This is a genomic window from Streptomyces sp. NBC_00503, from assembly GCF_036346895.1.
GTDB lineage: Bacteria > Actinomycetota > Actinomycetes > Streptomycetales > Streptomycetaceae > Streptomyces.
In genome coordinates this window covers 3,043,140-3,064,568 of the sequence record NZ_CP107855.1, presented here as the reverse complement: position 1 = coordinate 3,064,568, position 21,429 = coordinate 3,043,140, and the positions used below count along the sequence as shown (strand labels likewise).

14 protein-coding genes are annotated in these 21,429 nt (G+C 71.2%); 10 read left to right on the top strand and 4 right to left on the bottom strand.

Features of this window, described 5'->3' with window-relative positions; genetic code table 11:
• Positions 1-2: 2 nt before the first annotated feature.
• The gene (locus OG490_RS14260; RefSeq protein ID WP_330296660.1) at positions 3-1,265 is read right to left on the bottom strand and encodes a hypothetical protein; all 1,263 of its coding nucleotides are present in this window, start codon (positions 1,263-1,265) and stop codon (positions 3-5) included.
• Positions 1,266-1,548: 283 nt separating this feature from the next.
• Here OG490_RS14260 and mtrA point away from each other — a divergent pair, with 283 nt between their 5' ends.
• The 6 genes from mtrA to OG490_RS14230 all read left to right on the top strand — a co-directional run bounded on the left by mtrA (position 1,549) and on the right by OG490_RS14230 (position 9,085).
• Complete coding sequence (gene mtrA / locus OG490_RS14255) at positions 1,549-2,238, top strand: two-component system response regulator MtrA (protein ID WP_189747360.1); 690 nt, start codon at positions 1,549-1,551, stop codon at positions 2,236-2,238.
• 1 nt (position 2,239) lies between these two features.
• Positions 2,240-4,258, top strand: coding sequence for an MtrAB system histidine kinase MtrB (gene mtrB / locus OG490_RS14250; RefSeq protein WP_330296659.1), 2,019 nt, complete (start codon positions 2,240-2,242; stop codon positions 4,256-4,258).
• Positions 4,248-6,113 carry an LpqB family beta-propeller domain-containing protein gene (locus tag OG490_RS14245; protein ID WP_330296658.1) on the top strand — a complete coding sequence of 622 codons (1,866 nt, stop codon included), beginning with the start codon at positions 4,248-4,250 and terminating at the stop codon, positions 6,111-6,113. Before mtrB ends, OG490_RS14245 begins: the two co-directional genes overlap by 11 nt.
• 87 nt (positions 6,114-6,200) lie before the next feature.
• Positions 6,201-7,082 (top strand): ComF family protein, encoded by an 882-nt coding sequence (locus OG490_RS14240; protein ID WP_330296657.1) that lies wholly within the window; start codon positions 6,201-6,203, stop codon positions 7,080-7,082.
• A 359-nt stretch (positions 7,083-7,441) separates the two neighbouring features.
• A complete protein-coding gene (gene hpf, locus OG490_RS14235) occupies positions 7,442-8,143 on the top strand; it encodes a ribosome hibernation-promoting factor, HPF/YfiA family (RefSeq protein ID WP_443065813.1) in 702 nt (233 codons plus the stop codon).
• Positions 8,144-8,356: 213 nt separating this feature from the next.
• Positions 8,357-9,085, top strand: coding sequence for a response regulator transcription factor (locus tag OG490_RS14230; RefSeq protein ID WP_330296655.1), 729 nt, complete (start codon positions 8,357-8,359; stop codon positions 9,083-9,085).
• A 74-nt stretch (positions 9,086-9,159) separates the two neighbouring features.
• Here the strand turns inward: OG490_RS14230 and OG490_RS14225 are convergent, their stop codons facing one another.
• Both OG490_RS14225 and OG490_RS14220 read right to left on the bottom strand, forming a co-directional pair.
• Complete coding sequence (locus OG490_RS14225; protein WP_330296654.1) at positions 9,160-10,335, bottom strand: winged helix-turn-helix domain-containing protein; 1,176 nt, start codon at positions 10,333-10,335, stop codon at positions 9,160-9,162.
• Between the two features lie 48 nt (positions 10,336-10,383).
• The gene (locus tag OG490_RS14220; protein ID WP_330296653.1) at positions 10,384-10,956 is read right to left on the bottom strand and encodes a GNAT family N-acetyltransferase; all 573 of its coding nucleotides are present in this window, start codon (positions 10,954-10,956) and stop codon (positions 10,384-10,386) included.
• A 254-nt stretch (positions 10,957-11,210) separates the two neighbouring features.
• Between OG490_RS14220 and secA the strand changes: the two genes are divergently transcribed.
• Entirely contained in the window at positions 11,211-13,991 is a 2,781-nt protein-coding gene (secA, locus tag OG490_RS14215) for a preprotein translocase subunit SecA (protein WP_330296652.1), read from the top strand.
• A 125-nt stretch (positions 13,992-14,116) separates the two neighbouring features.
• On the opposite strand, the gene OG490_RS14210 is transcribed toward secA, so the two are convergent.
• Positions 14,117-14,566 (bottom strand): Rv3235 family protein, encoded by a 450-nt coding sequence (locus OG490_RS14210; protein WP_330296651.1) that lies wholly within the window; start codon positions 14,564-14,566, stop codon positions 14,117-14,119.
• Positions 14,567-14,875: 309 nt separating this feature from the next.
• On the opposite strand from OG490_RS14210, the gene OG490_RS14205 reads away from it, so the two are divergent.
• From OG490_RS14205 to OG490_RS14195, 3 genes are all read left to right on the top strand, one after another.
• Positions 14,876-15,376 carry a DUF6912 family protein gene (locus tag OG490_RS14205; RefSeq protein WP_330296650.1) on the top strand — a complete coding sequence of 167 codons (501 nt, stop codon included), beginning with the start codon at positions 14,876-14,878 and terminating at the stop codon, positions 15,374-15,376.
• Positions 15,373-16,041: an HAD family hydrolase gene (locus OG490_RS14200; protein WP_330296649.1), complete on the top strand. Its 669-nt coding sequence runs from the start codon at positions 15,373-15,375 to the stop codon at positions 16,039-16,041. Before OG490_RS14205 ends, OG490_RS14200 begins: the two co-directional genes overlap by 4 nt.
• Positions 16,042-16,403: 362 nt before the next feature.
• Positions 16,404-21,395, top strand: coding sequence for an NAD-glutamate dehydrogenase (locus OG490_RS14195; RefSeq protein WP_330296648.1), 4,992 nt, complete (start codon positions 16,404-16,406; stop codon positions 21,393-21,395).
• Positions 21,396-21,429: the final 34 nt, after the last annotated feature.

Genomic DNA, 21,429 nt, shown 5'->3' with positions numbered 1-21,429 from the left:
GGTCAGCCTCCGGTGGGCGGCGCCGCGGCGCCCGTGCCGTAGTTCTGGATGCCGGCGGCCCGCGCGAGCTCCAGGTCCAGGGCCTCGCGCCGGATGCGCTGGTCGACGTAGAGCAGGACGGTGACGCCCGACTGCATGGGCAGGGTGATCGTCAGGGCGATGATCCCGCCGATGCCCGAGAGGATCAGGAAGCCCCAGCTGGTGGTTCCGGTGCCGTCGGTGAGGCCTTCGAAGCCGCCGCCGAACAGGGCCGCGCCCAGCAGCGTCAGCGGCAGGACGATGATCCCCGCGACGATGCCGGTGATGAGGCCGGTGACGAGGGTGATGCCCAGGACGCGCCACCAGGAGCCCTTGACCAGCTTCGAGGAGCGGGAGAGGGACTTGAAGACGGTGGTCTTCTCCAGCATCAGCGCCGGCGAGGCCAGCGCGAACTTGATCCACAGCCAGAGGCCCAGCCCGATGGCCACGGCGCCGCCCAGGATGGCGAAGCCCACGCTCTCGGCGAGGACGCCGGGCAGTACCAGCACGACCAGCAGGACCACCCAGCCCAGACCCAGGAGCACGGTCAGGCCGAAGAGCCGCAGCAGCTGCGAGCGGGACTCGCGCCAGGCGGCCCCCACCGAGGAGGACTGGCCCAGTACGGCACGGCTGAAGATCATGGTGAGCATCGCGGCGGCCACGAGGCCTCCGACGAGCTGGATGAACGCGTCGACCATGTTCACGGCCATGCCGGTGCCGAGGGCGTTGATCTGGTCCTGGACGGGAGCTCCGGCCGACGGGTCGAGGTTGAGCCCGCTGAACGCGAACTTCTGCGTGAGCAGTGTGGCCAGCTGTACGACGACGGCCACGACCAGGGTGATCGGCAGTACCGAACGCCAGTGCTTGCGCATGGTGGTGACCGCGCCGTCCAGGATCTCGCCCAGGCCCAGCGGGCGCAGCGGGATCACGCCGGGCTTCGCCGCCGGGACGTGGTTGCCCCAGTAGCCGGGGTGGCCGCCCTGGCCGGGCGGCGGCGGGTAGCCGCCGCCCGGACCGCCGCCGTACGAGCCCCAGCCCTGCTGGGGCTGCGGCGCCGCGGGCGGCTGCTGGCCGGGCTGGGGCGGGTTCTGGCCTGCGGCCGGGCTCGACCACTGGCCGGGCGGCGGCTGCTCGGCCGACCACTTGGGGTCGCCACCGGAAGGCTGCGCGGGTGGCTGCGTACCGTGGGAGCCCTCACCGTCGGACGGGGAGGATCCGGGCGTAGCCCAGCCCGGAGAGTCGTTCATCGTCGCTCCTTCACGTGCACTGCAGAGTGCGGGGCGCTTGGTCCGGCTGCCATCGTGCCATGTGACAACCTCGAACGGACCAGGCGTCCCCTGGATCCCGGGCCGTCCGCACCTTCATTTGTCGTGCGGATCCGGGGCACACTGGGCGCCTTGATCTCCAAGCAGAAGTCCACGTGGATGGCCACGCGGAAGTCCACGCGCAAACGCACGCAGGTCGGAGGGGCGATTTCCAGCCCCTTTGGCTGTGGGACAGCTCACCGCCAGGTAACGATTAGCTAATGGGATGATGTCAACCATGAAGGGACGCGTCCTTGTCGTCGACGACGACACCGCGCTGGCCGAGATGCTCGGCATTGTGCTGCGGGGAGAAGGTTTCGAGCCGTCGTTCGTAGCGGACGGTGACAAGGCACTGGCTGCCTTCCGGGAGGCGAAGCCGGATCTGGTCCTGCTGGACCTCATGCTGCCCGGACGGGACGGCATAGAGGTGTGCAGGCTGATCCGCGCCGAGTCCGGCGTACCGATCGTCATGCTCACCGCCAAGAGCGACACCGTGGACGTGGTGGTGGGCCTGGAATCCGGGGCCGACGACTACATCGTCAAGCCGTTCAAGCCGAAGGAGCTGGTGGCCCGCATCCGCGCCCGCCTGCGCCGCTCGGAAGAGCCGGCCCCCGAGCAGCTGGCCATCGGTGACCTGGTCATCGACGTGGCCGGGCACTCGGTCAAGCGGGACGGCGCCTCCATCGCGCTGACCCCGCTCGAATTCGACCTGCTGGTCGCACTCGCCCGCAAGCCCTGGCAGGTCTTCACCCGCGAGGTCCTGCTGGAACAGGTCTGGGGCTACCGCCACGCGGCGGACACCCGCCTGGTCAACGTGCACGTCCAGCGACTGCGCTCCAAGGTCGAGAAGGACCCGGAGCGCCCCGAGATCGTCGTGACGGTGCGCGGTGTCGGCTACAAGGCCGGACCCAGCTGACATGCAGCCCGGCAGGCCCCGGGGCGGCTCCCGCTGGGGAGCGCTGCGGGGCGGCCGGCTGTTCCACGACGGAGCGGCCGGCAGCCCCGTGCCGCGGCTGTTCGTACGCCTCGTACGCCGGCCGCTGCTTCCGGCTGTCCGGCTCTGGCGGCGCAACATCCAGCTCCGGGTGGTCGCCGCAACCCTCCTGATCTCCCTCGCCGTGGTCCTCGCCCTCGGCTTCGTCGTCATCGCCCAGGTCAGCAAGGGCCTCCTCGACGCCAAGGAGGAGGCCGCGCAGAGCCAGGCGGCGGGCGGGTTCGCGGTCGCACAGGAGAAGGCGAACACCCCGTACACGGTGGACGGAACCGACGCCTCCGACAACAAGGTCGGCCGCGACGCCAGCACCTGGATGAACTCCCTCGTCAAACAGCTCGCCAGCGGCGGGCAGAGCGCCTTCGAGGTCGCCGCCCTCGGCGCGGGCACCGGCACCGGCGAGGAACAGCCCCCCGGCCGCGGCGCCCTCGGCGTCCGCGGAGCCCGCGCCTCCGGCAACGTGGACCCGACCGCCAGCGTCCCCCTGGACCTGCGCCGGGCCGTCAACCACGCCACCGGCGCCTTCAAGACCTTCTCCCAGGTCCGCTACACCGCCGGAGCCGGCGCCAAGGCCGCCCAGCCCGCGCTCGTCGTGGGCAAGCGCCTCACCGACATCAACGGCGACCCCTACGACCTGTACTACCTCTTCCCGCTGACCCAGGAAGAGGAGTCCCTCAACCTGGTCAAGGTCACCATCGCCACCGCCGGACTCTTCGTCGTGGTCCTCCTCGGCGGCATCGCCTGGCTCGTCGTGCGCCAGGTCGTCACCCCCGTCCGGATGGCCGCCGGAATCGCCGAGCGGCTCTCCGCCGGGCGGCTCCAGGAGCGGATGAAGGTCACCGGCGAGGACGACATCGCCCGACTGGGCGAAGCCTTCAACAAGATGGCCCAGAACCTCCAGAACAAAATCCAGCAGCTGGAGGACCTCTCCCGGCTGCAGCGCCGCTTCGTCTCCGACGTCTCCCACGAGCTGCGCACCCCGCTGACCACGGTCCGCATGGCCGCGGACGTCATCCACGACGCCCGCGCCGACTTCGACCCGATCACCGCCCGCTCCGCCGAACTCCTCGCCGGACAGCTCGACCGCTTCGAGTCGCTCCTCGCCGACCTGCTGGAGATCAGCCGCTTCGATGCGGGCGCCGCCGCCCTGGAAGCGGAGCCGATCGACCTGCGCGACGTCGTACACCGCGTCATCGACGCCGCCGAACCGCTCGCCGAACACAAGAACACCCGGATCCGCGTCCTCGGCGACACCCAGCCGGTGATAGCCGAAGCCGACGCCCGGCGCGTGGAGCGGGTCCTGCGCAACCTCGTCGTCAACGCCGTCGAACACGGCGAAGGCCGCGACGTGGTCATCCGGCTCGCCTCGGCGGGCGGCGCCGTCGCCGTGGCCGTACGGGACTACGGAGTCGGGCTCAAGCCCGGCGAGGCCACCCGCGTCTTCAACCGCTTCTGGCGGGCCGACCCCGCGCGGGCGCGCACGACCGGCGGTACGGGCCTGGGCCTGTCCATCGCCGTCGAGGACGCCCGGCTGCACGGCGGCTGGCTCCAGGCCTGGGGCGAGCCCGGCGGCGGCTCCCAGTTCCGCCTGACCCTGCCGCGCACCGCCGACGAACCGCTGCGCGGATCGCCGATCCCGCTGGAACCCGAGGACTCCAGGGCCAACCGGGCCAGGGCCGCCGCGGAGGGCTCACTGGCGCCCTCGGCGTCCCGGGAACCCGCCGGCCGGCCCGACCGGTCCCCGATCCCGCCGCGCTCCGCGGTGGCCGGAGCCATGCCGGTACCGGCCGACCCGACGGCGCTGCCGGGCAGCGGGGCCCGGGTCGTCACCCGGCCCGCCGAGCAGCAGCCACCGCAGCCGCCGACAGGTGGACGGGGCGGGACGACGGGGACAGCAGACCGAGAGGGCGGATCGCGTGGAACCGGTGGGTCGAATGGACGCTGAACCGGGAACACGGCCCGGCCGGGCGGGCAGCGCCCCGAAGCGGCGGGGCCGGCTGCGCACGCTGCGGACCTACGCCTTCGCCACCGCCGGACTGCTGCTGGCCGGCTGCGCCTCGATGCCCGACCACGGCGAGATCCGGCCCGTGCAGGTCTCGCAGGGCGTCGACTCGCAGGTCCGCGTCTTCGGCGTGCCCCCGGCCGACCGGGCCAGCCCGCAGGAGATCGTCGACGGCTTCCTCGAGGCCATGACCAGCGACGATCCGCAGCTCCAGACCGCCCGCAAGTACCTCACCGAGGAAGCCGCGAAGAACTGGAAGCCCGGCGCGGCCGTCACCGTGCTCTCGGCCGGCCTCGACCGGTTCTCCGTACAGGGCGAGAAGGACCCCGCCGCGCCCCGCTTCAAGGTCGCCGGCAAGATGCTGGCCACCGTGGACGAGCGCAGCGCGTACCAGCCCGAGACCGGCGGCAAGCGCTACGAGGAGTTCCTCCAGCTCACGCAGGAGAACAAGCAGTGGCGGATCGCGACCCCGCCCAGCAGCCTGGTCCTGAGCGAGTCCGACTTCCAGCGCATCTACATGCCGGTCAACAAGTACTACTTCGCGGGCGGCACGCTCGTCGCCGACCCCGTCTACGTGCGCCAGCGCAGCGACCCCGACTCCCGGATGGACCCCACCACCCAGACCGTCAAATCGCTGCTCGCAGGCCCGTCCAAGTGGCTCGGGCCCGTGGTCACCTCCAGCTTCCCCAGCGGTACGGAGCTGCGCGAAGGCACCAAGTCCCTTTCGTACGACGGCCAGAACACGCTGCGCGTACCGCTGAACGTCAAGGCCGACAACGTCGCGCAGCCGCAGTGCCAGAAGATGGCCACCCAACTCCTGTACACCGTCAAGGACCTGACGGGCTCCCGGGTCGACCGGGTCGAACTCCTGCGCTCCGACGGCAAGTCCTCGTCGTGCTGGGTCACCGAGGCCGCCGCGGCCGTGGTCGCCAACCGGCCGCTCTCGCCGGGCCACCAGTACTACGTGGACAACGAGAGCCGGCTCATGCGGATGAGCCTGGACCCCAACCGGGAGGAGCAGCAGGACCCGCCGTCCCCGGTCCCCGGTCCGCTCTCCGGGAACCCGCCCTTCAAGGTCGGTTCCGCCGCCATCACCTACGACGAGAAGCGCGCCGCGGTCGTCTCCGAGGACGCGCACGGGCTGTACGTGGTCAACCTGACCACCGCGGGACCCGTGCCGCAGCCGCTGCTGACCGCCAAGGGATCCAAGCCGGCCGGGTTCACCGCGCCCTCGTGGGACGCGGCCGGAGATCTGTGGATCGCCGACCAGGACGACCAGACCCCCACGCTGTGGCGGCTGCCCCACGGCTCCGGACCCGCCGAGAAGGTGGCGGTGTCGGGGCTCGACGGCGGCCGGATCACCGGGCTGAAGACCTCGCCCGACGGCGTGCGGATCGCGCTGCTGGTGCAGAAGGAGAGCCGCAAGAACCTCTTCATCGGGCGGATCGAACGCCCCGACGGCAAGAGCGACGGTCCGGCGGTCTCGGTGCGCGAGCTGCGCCCGGCCGCGCCGCAACTGGCCGATGTGACGGCGATGAGCTGGGCGCCGCGCGGCCGGCTGCTGGTGGTGGGCCGCGAGAGCGGCGGGGTCGTGCAGGCGCGGTACATGCTGGCCGACGGCTCGATGGTCGGGGCCGGCCTGCCGGGCGCGACCGGGCTGGAGGCGGTCGCGGCGAGCGAGGACGAGAAGAAGCCGGTGGTCGCGTTCTCGGGCGAGGACGGGATCGTGTGGCTGCCGCCGGGGGCGCAGTGGCGCACGGTGGCGGCGGGCGGCAAGGCCCCCGTCTACCCGGGCTGACCTGCCCTTTCTCCATGCTTCTACGGTGCCACCCCTGGTTGTCCACAGGGGTGGCACCGCCCTGCCTGCGCCCGGCAGAGTGGAGCCATGCGGCAGCGGTGGCGGGCACTGACGGCGGGCCCCGGGCAGGGTCTCGGGGCAGGCCTGTTGGTGGGCTCGGTGGTGGGCTCGGCGGCGGGCTCGTTGACGGGTCTCGTGGCGGAGCTCGCCGGGCTGGTCCTGCCGGTCGACTGCGCCGGCTGCGGGGCCGTCCGGGTGGCGCTGTGCGGAGCCTGCCGGTCGGAGCTCAGCGGGGCCGGGACGGGCCCCGTACGCCCGTCTCCGGGCCCCGCGGGGCTGCCCGTGGTGCATGCGGCCGCCGCGTACGAGGGGGCCGTACGGGCCGTCGTGCTGGCCCACAAGGAGCGCGGCGCGCTCCCGCTGGCCGCCGCCCTGGGCACGGCCCTGGCGGCGGCGGTCCGGGCGGGCGCCGGCGGCGGCGGCGGGGCGGGTGGGGTGGGCGGGGAGGGGGAGGGAGTGGCGGGGGAAGTGGCCCTGGTTCCCGTGCCCTCCGCACGGCACCGGATCCGGGCGCGCGGCCACGATCCGGCGCACAGGATCGCGCTGGCCGCCTCGGCGCGGCTGCGGCGGGCGGGGGTGCCCGCGCGCGTGGCCCCCGTACTGCGGTTGCGGCGGGCCGTGGCCGACCAGGCGGGTCTGGGTGCGGCGCAGCGCCGGGAGAACCTCGCCGGGGCCCTGGAGGTCCGGCCGGGCGCCGGACGGGTGACGGCCGGGGCGCAGCGGATCGTGGTCGTGGACGACCTGGTGACCACCGGAGCCACGTTGGCGGAGGCGGCGCGGGCGCTGCGCGCGGCCGGGATCGGCCCCCTGGGCGGGGCCGCGGTGGTGGCCGCGGCGGCGGACGCGTTCGTGCGAGGGGCGGGCAAAATCCGGTCCGCAACTCGTACAGAGCAAAAAACTTGTGAATAGATTTGGAACTGGCGGGGAAGGCGCATCGTTGCAGGTAGTAAGAGGGAACGGCCACCTGAACGGAGGTACGTTCCGGTAGCGGGTGCCGACAACCGGCATAGAGGGATATGTTCGGTTGTAAGGAATTGGCGAGCCTTGGGCCCCACGCATCGGAGCGCACGTTTCGAGCGTTCGTACGTTTCGGAATCTTCGTGTCAGAGGTTGTCTCTCGACTCCGAAGTCGGTGGGGTGTAGACCTTGCCGATGGGGGAGGAGGAGGTGGAAGTCGCCAAGTCCGGGGCTCCGGTGTTCACCGGAGTCTGGTGCGAAAGGGAGACGCTTCGCCCCTGGGGCGGAGCTATCCGGGAACGGAGTTCTGCGTGGACATCGTCGTCAAGGGCCGTAAGACCGAGGTGCCCGACCGGTTCCGCAAGCACGTGGCCGAGAAGCTGAATCCGGAGCGGATCCAGAAGCTCGACGCCAAGGTGATCAGCTTGGACGTCGAGGTGTCCAAGGAGCACAACCCGCGCCAGGCCGACCGTTCCGACCGCGTGGAGATCACCCTGCGTTCGCGGGGCCCGGTGATTCGTGCCGAGGCTTCCGCCGCCGACGCGTACGCGGCGCTCGACCTCGCTCAGGACAAGCTGGAGGCCCGGCTGCGCAAGCAGCACGACAAGCGCTACACGCGGCGCGGCGCCGGACGGCTCTCGGCGGCGGAGGTCGCCGACGTGGTCCCGAACGCCGCCACCCTCAACGGCAGCGGCGAGCCGGTCAACGGCGAGAAGACGGACGCGATTCCGACGACCCGGATCGGATCGCTGGAAGTGCAGGGCGACGGCCCGCTCATCGTCCGCGAGAAGACCCACTCGGCCGCACCCATGTCGCTCGACCAGGCCCTGTACGAGATGGAACTGGTCGGTCACGACTTCTACCTGTTCGTCGACTCCGACACCAAGATGCCGAGCGTCGTCTACCGGCGCCACGGCTACGACTACGGCGTGATCCACCTCAACGCCTCCGACGCCGCCTCCAGCTCCGGTGAGCTCGACGGCGCGGGAGCGGGTGGCGCGCTCGGCGGCTGACGCCGCGCATCCCGGATGTCCGTGCGGTGCCCCCGCGTTCGCTTCGGCGGGCGCGGGGGCACCCGTCTGCGGGGATGGCCGGGAATCACCGGCCTGTAATCGTCTGCCCCCACCCGGTTACCTGGGCATGGAATCATGTCGGGCAGTCAGCCGACGGCCGCTCCCGTCGGATTGACCCAGCAGCTCAGCACATGCGGTGCAGGGGGAGGAACGATGGCGGACAGCTTCGGGCCGGTGCGCGTTGACGACGGTGCGGGCTGCCGTGAGGAAAACCAGGCCGCGGAACCGATCCGGGTGCTCGTGGTCGACGACCACGCGCTCTTCCGGCGCGGACTGGAGATCGTGCTCGCGCAGGAGGAGGACATCCAGGTCGTCGGCGAGGCGGGCGACGGCGCGGAGGCCGTGGACAAGGCGGCGGACCTGCTGCCGGACATCGTGCTGATGGACGTGCGGATGCCGCGGCGCGGCGGGATCGAGGCGTGCACCTCGATCAAGGAGGTGGCGCCCTCCGCGAAGATCATCATGCTGACGATCAGCGACGAGGAGGCGGACCTCTACGACGCGATCAAGGCCGGCGCCACGGGGTACCTCCTGAAGGAGATCTCCACGGACGAGGTCGCCACGGCGATCCGGGCGGTGGCCGACGGGCAGTCGCAGATCAGCCCGTCGATGGCTTCGAAGCTGCTGACGGAGTTCAAGTCGATGATCCAGCGGACCGACGAGCGGCGGCTGGTGCCCGCGCCGAGGCTGACGGACCGGGAGCTGGAAGTCCTCAAGCTCGTCGCCACCGGGATGAACAACCGTGACATCGCCAAGGAGTTGTTCATCTCCGAGAACACGGTGAAGAACCACGTGCGCAACATCCTGGAGAAGCTGCAGCTGCACTCCAGGATGGAGGCGGTGGTGTACGCGATGCGGGAGAAGATCCTGGAGATCCGGTAGGGGGCCAGGCCTCCTGGGAGAGGTCCCGGCCTCCTCGGAGTGAGGCCGGCTGCCTCGGAGTGAGCCCGGCCGCCTCAGAGGGCGGCCAGCTCCGACGAGACCGCCGCGGCCTCCTCGGGAGAGCCCGCCCGCTCGATGCGCACTGCGTCGCACCCGACCCAGGACGCCGCCTCCCGGAGGGCCTCCGCCATGGGGCGGGCCGCCTTCGGTGAGGTCAGGGAGAGCTGGCGGGCCACGAGGGTGGTGCCCTCGCGGGCCGGGTCCACCCGGCCCTGGAGGCGGCCGCCCGCCAGCAGCGGCATCGCGAAGTAGCCGTGGATCCGCTTCGGTTTGGGGACGTACGCCTCCAGCCGGTGCGTGAAGTCGAAGATCCGCTCCGTGCGCGGCCGGTCCCACACCAGGGAGTCGAAGGGCGAGAGCAGGGTCGTGCGGTGGCGGCCGCGGGGCGCCTCGGCGAGGGCCGCGGGGTCGGCCCAGGCAGGCTTCCCCCAGCCCTCCACCTCCACCGGGACCAGGCCGGAGTCGGCGACGACCGCGTCGAACTGCGCGCCCGCCAGCCGGTGGTAGTCCGCGATGTCGGCCCGAGTGCCGACGCCCAGGGACTGCCCCGCCAGGGCCACCAGGCGGCGCATGCACTCGCGGTCGTCCAGGTCGTCGTGGAGGAGCCGGCCGGGCACGGCGCGCTCCGGGAGGTCGTAGACCCGCTTCCAGCCCCGCCGCTCGGTGCAGACGACCTCGCCGATGTCGAGGAGCCATTCGACCGCGATCTTCGTCTCGGACCATTCGAACCACTCGCCGCCGTTCTTGGCGCCGCCCAGCTCGGTGGAGGTGAGCGGGCCCTCGGATGCGAGGCGGTCCAGGACGGTCTTCGTCGAGCGGTCCTTGTCCTCCAGGACGTGCCAGCGGCGGCCGCGCGCCTTGCGGGCCCGGCGGCGGAAGGCGAAGTGGGGCCATTCCTCGATGGGCAGGATGCAGGCCGCGTGCGACCAGTACTCGAAGGCGTGCTGGTCCGACCAGTACGCGGCTTCGACGGCGGAGCGGCCGACCGCGCCGAGGCGCGCGTACGGGATGAGCTCGTGGGAGCGGGCCAGTACGGAGATCGTGTCGAGCTGGACGGCGCCGAGGTGCCGCAGGACTCCGCGTACCCCGCCGCGCCGGTCCGGCGCCCCCATGAACCCCTGCGCGCGCAGCGCGATGCGACGGGCCTCGTCGGCGGAGAGCGGGAGGGGCGAAGGTGTGGCGGTCGTCATGACCGCACCCTAGACGCGCCCACTGACAGTCGACGGGGATGGAGACGGCTATGCCGACGGGTGCGGCAGGTACGGCAGGCGGCTCGGCAGGGACAGGTCCGAGGGCAGCAGGGCGCCCGTCCAGCAGTCCCGCAGGGTCCCGCGGGTCTCCATGCCCGCGCGGCTGACGCCTTCGACGAGGAAGCCGGCCTTCTCCGCGACCGCGCGGGAGGCGTGGTTGCCGACGGCGGCCCGCCAGATCATCCGGACGCAGCCGGCCTCGGTGAAGCCCCAGCGCGCGACGGCGGGCAGGGCCTCGCTCAGGTAGCCGCGGCCTCGGTGCTGCGCGACGGCCCAGTAACCGACCTCGTGGGCGTGGTCGCCCCTCGGGGCGAGGCCGATGGTGGCGACGAGCGGGCCGTCGGCGCCGAGGCGGACCGCGAAGTTGTACTCGGAGTCGTCCTGCCATTTGCCAGGGACCCCGGTCACGTAGGCCTCGGCGTCGGTGCGCCCGTACGGGACCGGTACGGAGATGTAGCGCTGGATGAGCGGGTCCTGGCACGCCGCGTGCACCTCGTCGGTGTCCGCGGGGAGGTGCGGGCGCAGTACGAGGCGTTCGGTGGTCAGGGTGATCGGGTCCATGGCAGGGATTCTCCCGGCGCGCGGTACCCCCGGCGAACAGTTTTTCGACAAGAGGGGCCGGCAAGAGGGGGCGCTCACACCGGCACCTTCGGCGCCCCCCACACGTTCTCATTCCGGGCAGTCCTGCCCCGCACAGAGTGCGGGCCTCCCGACGCGACCGCGTCCTCGCTTACGATGGCCGTTGCGGTGGGGCCCACCCTCCGTGCCCGTGTACGAACCAGTGCCAGGCCCGACCGGCAAGGAGACAAACCTCGGTGTCCGTCTTCAACAAGCTCATGCGTGCAGGCGAAGGCAAGATCCTCAAAAAACTGCACCGCATCGCGGACCAGGTCAACTCCATCGAAGAGGACTTCGTCAACCTCTCCGACGCCGACTTGCGTGCGCTCACGGACGAGTACAAGCAGCGTTACCAGGACGGCGAGAGCCTGGACGACCTGCTGCCCGAGGCCTTCGCGACGGTCCGCGAGGCCGCCAAGCGCGTCCTCGGCCAGCGTCACTACGACGTCCAGATCATGGGCGGCGCCGCCCTGCACCTCGGCTACGTGGCCGAGATGAAGACCGGTGAGGGCAAGACCCTCGTCGGCACCCTCCCGGCGTACCTGAACGCGCTGTCCGGCAAGGGCGTCCACCTGATCACGGTGAACGACTACCTCGCCGAGCGCGACTCCGAGATGATGGGCCGGGTCCACAAGTTCCTCGGCCTCGAGGTCGGCTGCATCCTGGCGAACATGTCTCCGGCCCAGCGCCGTGAGCAGTACGCCAACGACATCACCTACGGCACGAACAACGAGTTCGGCTTCGACTACCTCCGCGACAACATGGCGTGGTCCCAGGACGAGCTCGTCCAGCGCGGCCACAACTTCGCCGTGGTCGACGAGGTCGACTCGATCCTCGTCGACGAGGCCCGTACCCCGCTGATCATCTCGGGCCCGGCCGACCAGGCCACGAAGTGGTACGCGGACTTCGCGAAGCTGGTCACCCGCCTGACCAAGGGCGAGGCCGGCCAGCCGCTCAAGGGCATCGAGGAGACCGGCGACTACGAGGTCGACGAGAAGAAGCGCACGGTCGCCATCCACGAGACCGGTGTCGCCAAGGTCGAGGACTGGCTCGGCATCGAGAACCTCTACGAGGCGGTCAACACCCCGCTCGTCGGTTACCTCAACAACGCCATCAAGGCCAAGGAACTGTTCAAGGTCGACAAGGACTACGTCGTCATCGACGGCGAAGTCATGATCGTCGACGAGCACACCGGCCGCATCCTCGCCGGCCGCCGCTACAACGAGGGCATGCACCAGGCCATCGAGGCGAAGGAAGGGGTGGACATCAAGGACGAGAACCAGACCCTCGCCACGATCACCCTGCAGAACTTCTTCCGCCTGTACTCGAAGCTGTCGGGCATGACCGGTACGGCCATGACCGAGGCCGCGGAGTTCCACCAGATCTACAAGCTCGGTGTCGTCCCGATCCCGACCAACCGCGACATGGTCCGCAAGGACCAGGCGGACCTGATCTACCGCACCGAGGTCGCGAAGTTCTCCGCCGTCGTCGACGACATCGCGGAGAAGCACGAGAAGGGCCAGCCGATCCTGGTCGGCACCACCTCGGTCGAGAAGTCCGAGTACCTCTCGCAGCAGCTCTCCAAGCGGGGCATCCCGCACGAGGTGCTGAACGCGAAGCAGCACGAGCGCGAGGCCTCGATCGTCGCCCAGGCCGGCCGCCGCGGCGCCGTCACGGTCGCCACGAACATGGCCGGCCGCGGTACCGACATCAAGCTCGGCGGCAACCCGGACGACCTCGCCGAGGCCGAGCTGCGCCAGCGCGGCCTGGACCCGGAGGAGCACATCGAGGAGTGGGCGCACGCCCTTCCCGAGGCGCTCACGCGGGCCGAGGCGGCCGTGAAGGCGGAGTTCGAGGAGGTCAAGGAGCTCGGCGGGCTGTACGTGCTGGGCACCGAGCGCCACGAGTCCCGCCGCATCGACAACCAGCTGCGCGGCCGCTCCGGCCGTCAGGGCGACCCGGGCGAGTCCCGCTTCTACCTGTCGCTGGGCGACGACCTGATGCGCCTGTTCAAGGCGCAGATGGTCGAGCGCGTGATGTCGATGGCGAACGTGCCGGACGACGTGCCGATCGAGAACAAGATGGTCACCCGTGCCATCGCCTCGGCCCAGTCGCAGGTGGAGACCCAGAACTTCGAGACGCGCAAGAACGTCCTGAAGTACGACGAGGTCCTCAACAACCAGCGCACGGTCATCTACGCCGAGCGCCGCCGGGTGCTGGAGGGCGAGGACCTCCAGGACCAGATCCGTCACATGATGGACGACACGATCGACGCGTACATCACGGCCGAGACGGTCGAGGGCTTCGCCGAGGAGTGGGACCTGGAGCGGCTGTGGAGCGCCTTCCGGCAGCTCTACCCGATCAAGGTCACCGTCGAGGAGCTGGAGGACGCGGCGGGCGACCGTGCGGGCATCACCGCCGAGTTCATCGCGGAGTCCGTCAAGGACGACATCCACGAGCAGTACGCGGCGCGCGAGAGCACGCTCGGCTCCGACATCATGCGCGAGCTGGAGCGCCGCGTGGTGCTGTCGGTGCTGGACCGCAAGTGGCGCGAGCACCTCTACGAGATGGACTACCTGCAGGAGGGCATCGGCCTGCGGGCGATGGCCCAGAAGGACCCGCTGGTCGAGTACCAGCGCGAGGGCTTCGACATGTTCAACGCCATGCAGGAAGGCATCAAGGAGGAGTCCGTCGGCTACCTGTTCAACCTGGAGGTCCAGGTCGAGCAGCAGGTCGAGGAGGTGCCGGTGGCGGACGCCACGGGCCCGTCCCTGGCCAAGCCGGAGATCCGGGCGAAGGGCCTGGACGCTCCGCAGCGGCCGGACCGGCTGCACTTCTCCGCGCCCACGGTGGACGGGGAGGGCGGGGTCGTCGAGGGTGACTTCGAGTCCGAGTCCGGGGACGACGAGTCCGGGATGACGCGGGCGGAGCGCCGCAAGGCGGCGAAGGCCGCGGGCGGCCGCCGCCGCAAGAAGTAACCGGGGCAGCAACCCCTCCGCCGTTCGCGGCGGACCCGCCGGGGCCGGACACCACGTCTTCGTGACGGGGGTCCGGCCCCGGCCGTTTTCGCCCGTGCACCGCGCGGGCCGCCTGCGGCGCGGCCTCACGGGCGCGGGCCGCGCAGTTCGACGGCCGCGCAGCGCCAGCGCAGGTCGGGGCCCTGTTCCAGGCGGAAGGCCAGCGCGGTGAGTCGGTCGCCCGTCGCGATGCGGGCGAAGGCCTCGATGACCCCCGGGCCGGGGGTGAAGCGGCCGCACTGGCGGATGACGGGGCGCGGGCGGTCCTGGACGGGGCCGGCGTCGGCCGTGGCGGCCGCCGGGTCCGCGGTGGCCGGGGAGGCCAGGGTGATCAGCTGGTCGTAGGCGGGGCCGACGGTGTGGCCCATGAGCGAGTGGACCGGGCGGAGCCCGCTGAGCACCGCGAGCAGCCGGTCGGCGAACCAGTGGTGCGGGCCCCGGTGGATCGTGGCGGGCGGGCGGCGCTGGTCGTGGCGGCCGGGGGGCCGGACCGCGTTCCTGCCGGTCCTGCCGGTCCTGGTGATCCTGGTGCTCATGAGGGCCGTCCCCGAGGTGTCCGGGCCCGGTGCGGTACCGGGCGGTAACTTGGTAGGCAGACTTCTACGGGCCCGCGAACACGCTCCGCAACGGCCCCGCCGCCCCGCCGCGGGCCCGGCCCGCCTTCACCTATCCGTGGTGGGTGCCCGCCGCCCCCGCGCTCCCGGCGCCGCCCCGCGCGGAGCGAAGCTGACGGCCCCCGCTCCCGCCCCGGCACCCCGAAGGGGGACGGACCCGTCACCGGACGGAGTCCCGTCGGGGAACGGCCGTATCCTGAAGGCGTTTCCGACTACCGAAAGCAGCCGGCCATGCGCGTGTACGTCCCCCTGACCCTTCCCGGGCTCGCCGAGGCGCACGAGGCGGGTGAGCTGGGTCCGGCTCCGTTGCGGGCGTACGCCGTCACGCCGGGCCTGCGCGAGTGGTACGTGTCGGACGACATCGAGGAGCTGGAGTACGCCGCCCTCGGCCGGGCCGCCGCCGCCAGCCTGCGGATGCTCGCCGAGGACGGGACCGCGCCCCGCAAGCGGGTCGTGGTCGCGGTGGACGTGGACGACAAGGCCGCCGCCGCGACCCCCGGGGTCGACGAGGCCACCCTCGGCCAGGTGGCCCTCGCGGGGGCCGTACGGCTCGCCGTGGCCGCCGCCGTGCACGTGGACGCCCCGGAGGCCCTCGAGGACGTGACAGCGGCCGTGCAGGCCCTCGCGGCCGCCGACCTGGGCGACGAGGACGCACAGTTCGCCGTGGACGGCGCCGAGGACCACGAGCTGCTCTGGTTCGGGATCCAGGAGATTGAGGGGCTGCTGAAGTGAGACCGCAGGACCCCCACATCGTCTGGGACTGGAACGGCACCCTCCTCCACGACATCGACGCGGTCATAGCCGCGACCAACGCCTCCTTCGCCGAGTTCGGCTTCGCGCCGATCACCCTGGAGACGTACCGCGAGCTGTACGTCGTACCGGTTCCCAAGTTCTACGAGCGCATCATGGGCCGGCTCCCCACGGACGCCGAGTGGACCGTCATGGACGAGACCTTCCACCGCCACTACTGGGCCGCCGCCGATGGAGCCGGACTCGCGGACGGGGCCGGGGAGCTGCTGCGCGACTGGCAGACCGAGGGGCTCACGCAGTCCCTGCTGTCGCTGGCGCCCCACGACAAGCTGGTCCCGCTGGTCCGGGCGCACGGCATCGACGGGCACTTCCTGCGCGTCGACGGCCGCATCGGGCCCTCCCACACCACCAAGGCGGGACACCTCGTACGCCACCTTGAGGCCCTGGAGGGGACGGGGGTGACGGCCGGGCGTACGGTGCTCATCGGAGACGCAGTGGACGATGCGCTGGCCGCCGCGCACGTGGGCGCGCGGGCTGTTCTCTACACGGGCGGCTCACACAGCCGCAGCAGTCTGGAATCAGCCGGTGTCCCCGTCGTGGACACCCTGGCGGAGGCCGTACGCGCTGCTCGAGAGTCGGCCGATTAGCCACTTGCACGCACGCGGGGGCCCGTCGCTGTCCAGAGTGTCAAAGTTCCACCCCCGGATTTGTACACATACAGCTCATGACGAGTCGGGGGTGGGGCGAGATAGCCTGGTACCCGTGATCAGCGCGATAGTCCTCGGAGGCACTGAAGCCTCCGGCCAGCGCCCGGCGCACTACCGTGCCCGGGCCATCGCTGATCCCCGCCGCCGGGACCTCCTGCCGATCATGGCCGATTCTCTCCCCGGCGGTTTTCTCGACGACATAGCGTCGATCCCGAACGGACCACGACACCCCGCCTCGCGGCGCTACGTCATTCCTTCCTTCACCTACGTCACGCAATGGCGCGCGACAGGAGCCAGAGGACATGCAGACCAAGCTGGACGAAGCAAAGGCCGAGCTGCTCGCGCGGGCGGCACGGGTAGCTGAGAACAGCCCGGCCGGGGGGCTACTTCCGACTGGGTCCGAGCAAGGGGAGCGTCCTGACCGTCCTGATCAGGACACGATGCTCGCGTACCTCCAGCGCTACTACCTGCACACCGCCCCCGAGGACCTCCTCGACCGGGACCCGGTCGATGTGTTCGGGGCGGCGCTCTCGCACTACCGGATCGCGGAGATCCGTCCGCAGGGCACCGCGAACGTGCGGGTGCACACGCCCACGGTGGAGGAGAACGGCTGGACCTCCAGCCACTCCGTCGTCGAGGTCGTCACCGACGACATGCCCTTCCTGGTCGACAGCGTCACCAACGAGCTGTCCCGCCAGGGCCGCGGCATCCACGTCGTGATCCACCCGCAGGTGGTCGTCCGCCGCGACGTCACCGGCAAGCTGATCGAGATCCTCGGCCCCGACTGCGACGCGCACGGTCCGCGCACCGCGCGCCCCCACGACTCCCTCGTCGAGTCCTGGATCCACGTGGAGATCGACCGCGAGACCGACCGCGCCGACCTCAAGCAGATCACCGGCGATCTGCTGCGCGTCCTGTCCGACGTGCGCGAGTCCGTCGAGGACTGGGAGAAGATGCGCGACGCCGCGCTGCGCGTCGCGGAGGAGCTTCCCGACGAGCCGACCGCGCCCGACCTGCGCGAGTACGAGCTCGAAGAGGCCCGCGAGCTGCTGCGCTGGCTGGCCGACGACCACTTCACCTTCCTCGGCTACCGCGAGTACAACCTCGTCGACGGCGACTCCCTGGCCGCCGTGCCCGGCACCGGCCTCGGCATCCTGCGCTCCGACCCGCTGCACAGCGGCAAGGAGGACGGCCACCCCGTCTCGCCCTCCTTCAACCGGCTGCCGGCCGATGCCCGCGCCAAGGCCCGCGAGCACCGCCTGCTGGTGCTGACCAAGGCCAACAGCCGCTCCACCGTGCACCGCCCCTCGTACCTCGACTACGTGGGCGTGAAGAAGTTCGACGCCGAGGGCAACGTCGTCGGCGAGCGCCGCTTCCTCGGCCTGTTCTCCTCCGCCGCGTACACCGAGTCGGTGCGCCGCGTCCCGGTCATCCGCCGCAAGGTCGCCGAGGTCCTCGCGGGCGCCGGCTTCGCGCCGTCCAGCCACGACGGCCGCGACCTGCTGCAGATCCTGGAGACCTACCCGCGCGACGAGCTGTTCCAGACCCCGGTCGACCAGCTCCAGGCCATCGCCACCTCCGTCCTGTACCTCCAGGAGCGCCGCCGGCTGCGGCTGTACCTGCGCCAGGACGAGTACGGGCGCTACTACTCCGCGCTCGTCTACCTGCCCCGCGACCGCTACACCACCGGTGTGCGGCTGCGCCTGATCGCGATCCTGCAGGAGGAGCTCGACGGCATCAGCGTCGACTTCACCGCCTGGAACACCGAGTCGATCCTCTCCCGCATCCACTTCGTGGTCCGTGTCCCGCAGGGCACGGAGCTGCCCGTGCTGACGGACGCCGACGTCGACCGCATCGAGGGCCGGCTGGTCGAGGCCGCCCGCTCCTGGGCGGACGGGTTCGGCGAGGCCCTGGTGGCCGAGCTGGGCGAGGAGCGCGCCGCCGAGCTGCTGCGCAAGTACGGCACCTCCTTCCCCGAGGGCTACAAGGCCGACCACTCGCCGCGCGCGGCCGTGGCGGACCTGTGCCACCTGGAGCGGCTGTCCGCGAGCGACCGCGAGTTCGCGCTGTCGCTGTACGAGCCGGTCGGCGCGGGCCCCGGCGAGCGCCGTTTCAAGATCTACCGCACGGGTGAGCAGGTCTCCCTGTCCGCGGTCCTGCCGGTCCTGCAGCGCCTGGGCGTCGAGGTCACCGACGAGCGGCCGTACGAGCTGCGGTGCAGCGACCGTACGAACGCGTGGATCTACGACTTCGGCCTGCGGATGCCGCTCCCGAACGGCAACGGCGACTCCGCAGCGGCATCCAACTACCTCGGCGACGACGCCCGCGAGCGGTTCCAGGACGCCTTCGCGGCGGTCTGGCAGGGCGACGCCGAGAACGACAACTTCAACACCCTGGTGCTGGGCGCCGGGCTGACCTGGCGACAGGCCGTCGTCCTGCGCGCGTACGCCAAGTACCTGCGCCAGGCCGGTGCCACCTTCAGCCAGGACTACATGGAGGACACCCTCCGCAACAACGTCCACACCACCCGGCTGCTGGTCTCGCTCTTCGAGGCGCGGATGTCGCCCGGCCGCCAGTCGGCGGGCAGCGAGCTCGTGGACGCGATGCTGGAGGAGCTGGACGGGGCCCTGGACCAGGTCGCCTCGCTGGACGAGGACCGGATCCTGCGGTCCTTCCTCACCCTCATCAAGGCCACGCTGCGCACCAACTTCTTCCAGTTGAACGACGCGGGCGAGCAGCACAGCTACGTGTCGATGAAGTTCGACCCGCAGGCCATCCCGGACCTGCCGGCCCCGCGTCCGGCCTTCGAGATCTGGGTGTACTCCCCGCGCGTCGAGGGCGTCCACCTGCGCTTCGGCAAGGTCGCCCGAGGCGGTCTGCGCTGGTCCGACCGGCGCGAGGACTTCCGTACGGAGATCCTCGGCCTGGTCAAGGCGCAAATGGTCAAGAACACCGTGATCGTGCCGGTCGGCGCCAAGGGCGGCTTCGTCGCCAAGAACCTGCCGGACCCGTCGGTGGACCGCGACGCGTGGCTCGCCGAGGGCATCGCCTCGTACAAGATCTTCATCTCGGCGCTGCTCGACATCACCGACAACATGGTCGCCGGCGAGGTCGTGCACCCCCGGGGCGTGGTCCGCCACGACGAGGACGACACCTACCTCGTCGTCGCCGCCGACAAGGGCACCGCCACCTTCTCCGACATCGCCAACGGCGTCGCGGAGTCCTACGGGTTCTGGCTGGGCGACGCCTTCGCCTCCGGCGGCAGCGCCGGCTACGACCACAAGGGCATGGGCATCACCGCCCGCGGCGCCTGGGAGTCCGTCAAGCGGCACTTCCGCGAGCTCGGGCACGACACCCAGACCCAGGACTTCACGGTCGTCGGCGTCGGCGACATGTCCGGCGACGTCTTCGGCAACGGCATGCTGCTCTCCGAGCACATCCGCCTGGTCGCAGCCTTCGACCACCGGCACATCTTCATCGACCCGAACCCGGACGCGGCGACCTCGTACGCCGAGCGCCGGCGCCTGTTCGAGCTGCCGCGCTCCTCGTGGGCGGACTACGACACCGCGCTGCTCTCGCAGGGCGGCGGGATCCACCCGCGCAGCGCGAAGGCCATCCCGGTCAACGCGCAGATCCGCGCGGCCCTCGGCATCGAGTCGGGCATCACCAAGATGACCCCGGCCGAGCTGATGCAGACGATCCTCAAGGCCCCCGTGGACCTGCTGTGGAACGGCGGCATCGGTACGTACGTCAAGGCGACGGCCGAGACGCACGCGGACGTCGGCGACAAGGCCAATGACGCCATCCGCGTCAACGGCTCCGACGTGTGGGCCAAGGTCATCGGCGAGGGCGGCAACCTGGGTCTGACCCAGCTCGGCCGCATCGAGTTCGCCCGCAGCGGCGCCGGCGGCGAGGGCGGCAAGATCAACACCGACGCCATCGACAACAGCGCCGGCGTGGACACCTCCGACCACGAGGTGAACATCAAGATCCTGCTGAACTCGGTCGTCGCCGACGGGGACCTGACCGTCAAGCAGCGCAACAAGTTCCTCGCCGCGATGACCGACGAGGTCGGCCGGCTGGTCCTGCGCAACAACTACGCGCAGAACACCGCCCTGGCCAACGGCGCGGCCCAGGCGCCCAGCCTGCTCCACGCCCAGCAGCGCTTCATGCGCCGCCTGGGCAAGGACGGACTGCTCGACCGGGGGCTGGAGTTCCTGCCCAACGACCGGCAGATCCGCGAGCTCCTCAACAACGGCCGGGGCCTGACCCAGCCGGAGCTCGCCGTCCTGTTCGCCTACACCAAGATCACGGTGGCGGACGAGCTCATCCACACCGAGCTGCCGGACGACCCGTACCTCGCCCGCCTGCTGCACGCCTACTTCCCGGGCGCGCTCCGGGCCAAGTTCCCGGACCAGGTCGACGGGCACGCGCTGCGCCGCGAGATCATCACCACCGTGCTGGTCAACGACACCGTCAACAGCGGTGGCTCGACCTTCCTGCACCGCCTGCGCGAAGAGACCGGAGCCTCCCTGGAGGAGATCGTCCGGGCGCAGCTCGCGGCCCGCGAGATCTTCGGCCTGGCCGGGGTGTGGGACGCCGTCGAGGCCCTCGACAACGAGGTCGCCGCCGACGTCCAGACCCGGGTGCGGCTGCACTCGCGGCGCCTGGTCGAGCGCGGCACCCGCTGGCTGCTGAACAACCGGCCGCAGCCGCTCCAGATCACCGAGACCATTGAGCTCTTCGCCGAGCGGGTGGAGAAGGTCTGGTCGGAGCTGCCGAAGCTGGTGCGCGGCGCGGACCTGGAGTGGTACGAGGCGGTCCGGGCCGAGCTGATCGGCGAGGGCGTGCCGGAGGAGCTGGCGGCCAAGGTGGCCGGCTTCTCGTCCGCGTTCCCGACGCTGGACATCGTCGCGATCTCGGACCGTACGGGCGTGGAGCCGCTGGCGGTGGCCGAGGTGTACTACGACCTCGCCGACCGGCTGAACATCACCCAGCTGATGGACCGGATCATCGACCTGCCGCGGGCCGACCGCTGGCAGTCCATGGCCCGTGCCTCCATCCGCGAGGACCTGTTCTCGGCGCATGCGGCCCTGACCGCCGACGTGCTGTCGGTGGGCAACGGCACCTCGACTCCCGAGGAGCGCTTCAAGGCGTGGGAGGAGAAGAACGCGGCGATCATCGGGCGGGCGCGGACGACTCTGGACGAGATCCAGGGCTCGGACGACTTCGACCTGGCGAACCTGTCGGTGGCGATGCGGACCATGCGGTCGCTGCTTCGGGTGCACACGTAGCCCTGGCGGGCTGTGCTTGCCGGAACGGGCCGGG

Coding starts and splice junctions, on each gene's coding strand:
- OG490_RS14245 (WP_330296658.1), top strand. CDS start 4,248: ATGGACGCTGAACCGGGAACACGGCCCGGCCGGGCGGGCAGCGCCCCG.
- mtrB (WP_330296659.1), top strand. CDS start 2,240: ATGCAGCCCGGCAGGCCCCGGGGCGGCTCCCGCTGGGGAGCGCTGCGG.
- mtrA (WP_189747360.1), top strand. CDS start 1,549: ATGATGTCAACCATGAAGGGACGCGTCCTTGTCGTCGACGACGACACC.
- OG490_RS14240 (WP_330296657.1), top strand. CDS start 6,201: ATGCGGCAGCGGTGGCGGGCACTGACGGCGGGCCCCGGGCAGGGTCTC.
- OG490_RS14205 (WP_330296650.1), top strand. CDS start 14,876: ATGCGCGTGTACGTCCCCCTGACCCTTCCCGGGCTCGCCGAGGCGCAC.
- OG490_RS14260 (WP_330296660.1), bottom strand. CDS start 1,265: ATGAACGACTCTCCGGGCTGGGCTACGCCCGGATCCTCCCCGTCCGAC.
- OG490_RS14225 (WP_330296654.1), bottom strand. CDS start 10,335: ATGACGACCGCCACACCTTCGCCCCTCCCGCTCTCCGCCGACGAGGCC.
- OG490_RS14210 (WP_330296651.1), bottom strand. CDS start 14,566: ATGAGCACCAGGATCACCAGGACCGGCAGGACCGGCAGGAACGCGGTC.
- OG490_RS14195 (WP_330296648.1), top strand. CDS start 16,404: ATGCAGACCAAGCTGGACGAAGCAAAGGCCGAGCTGCTCGCGCGGGCG.
- OG490_RS14230 (WP_330296655.1), top strand. CDS start 8,357: ATGGCGGACAGCTTCGGGCCGGTGCGCGTTGACGACGGTGCGGGCTGC.
- OG490_RS14220 (WP_330296653.1), bottom strand. CDS start 10,956: ATGGACCCGATCACCCTGACCACCGAACGCCTCGTACTGCGCCCGCAC.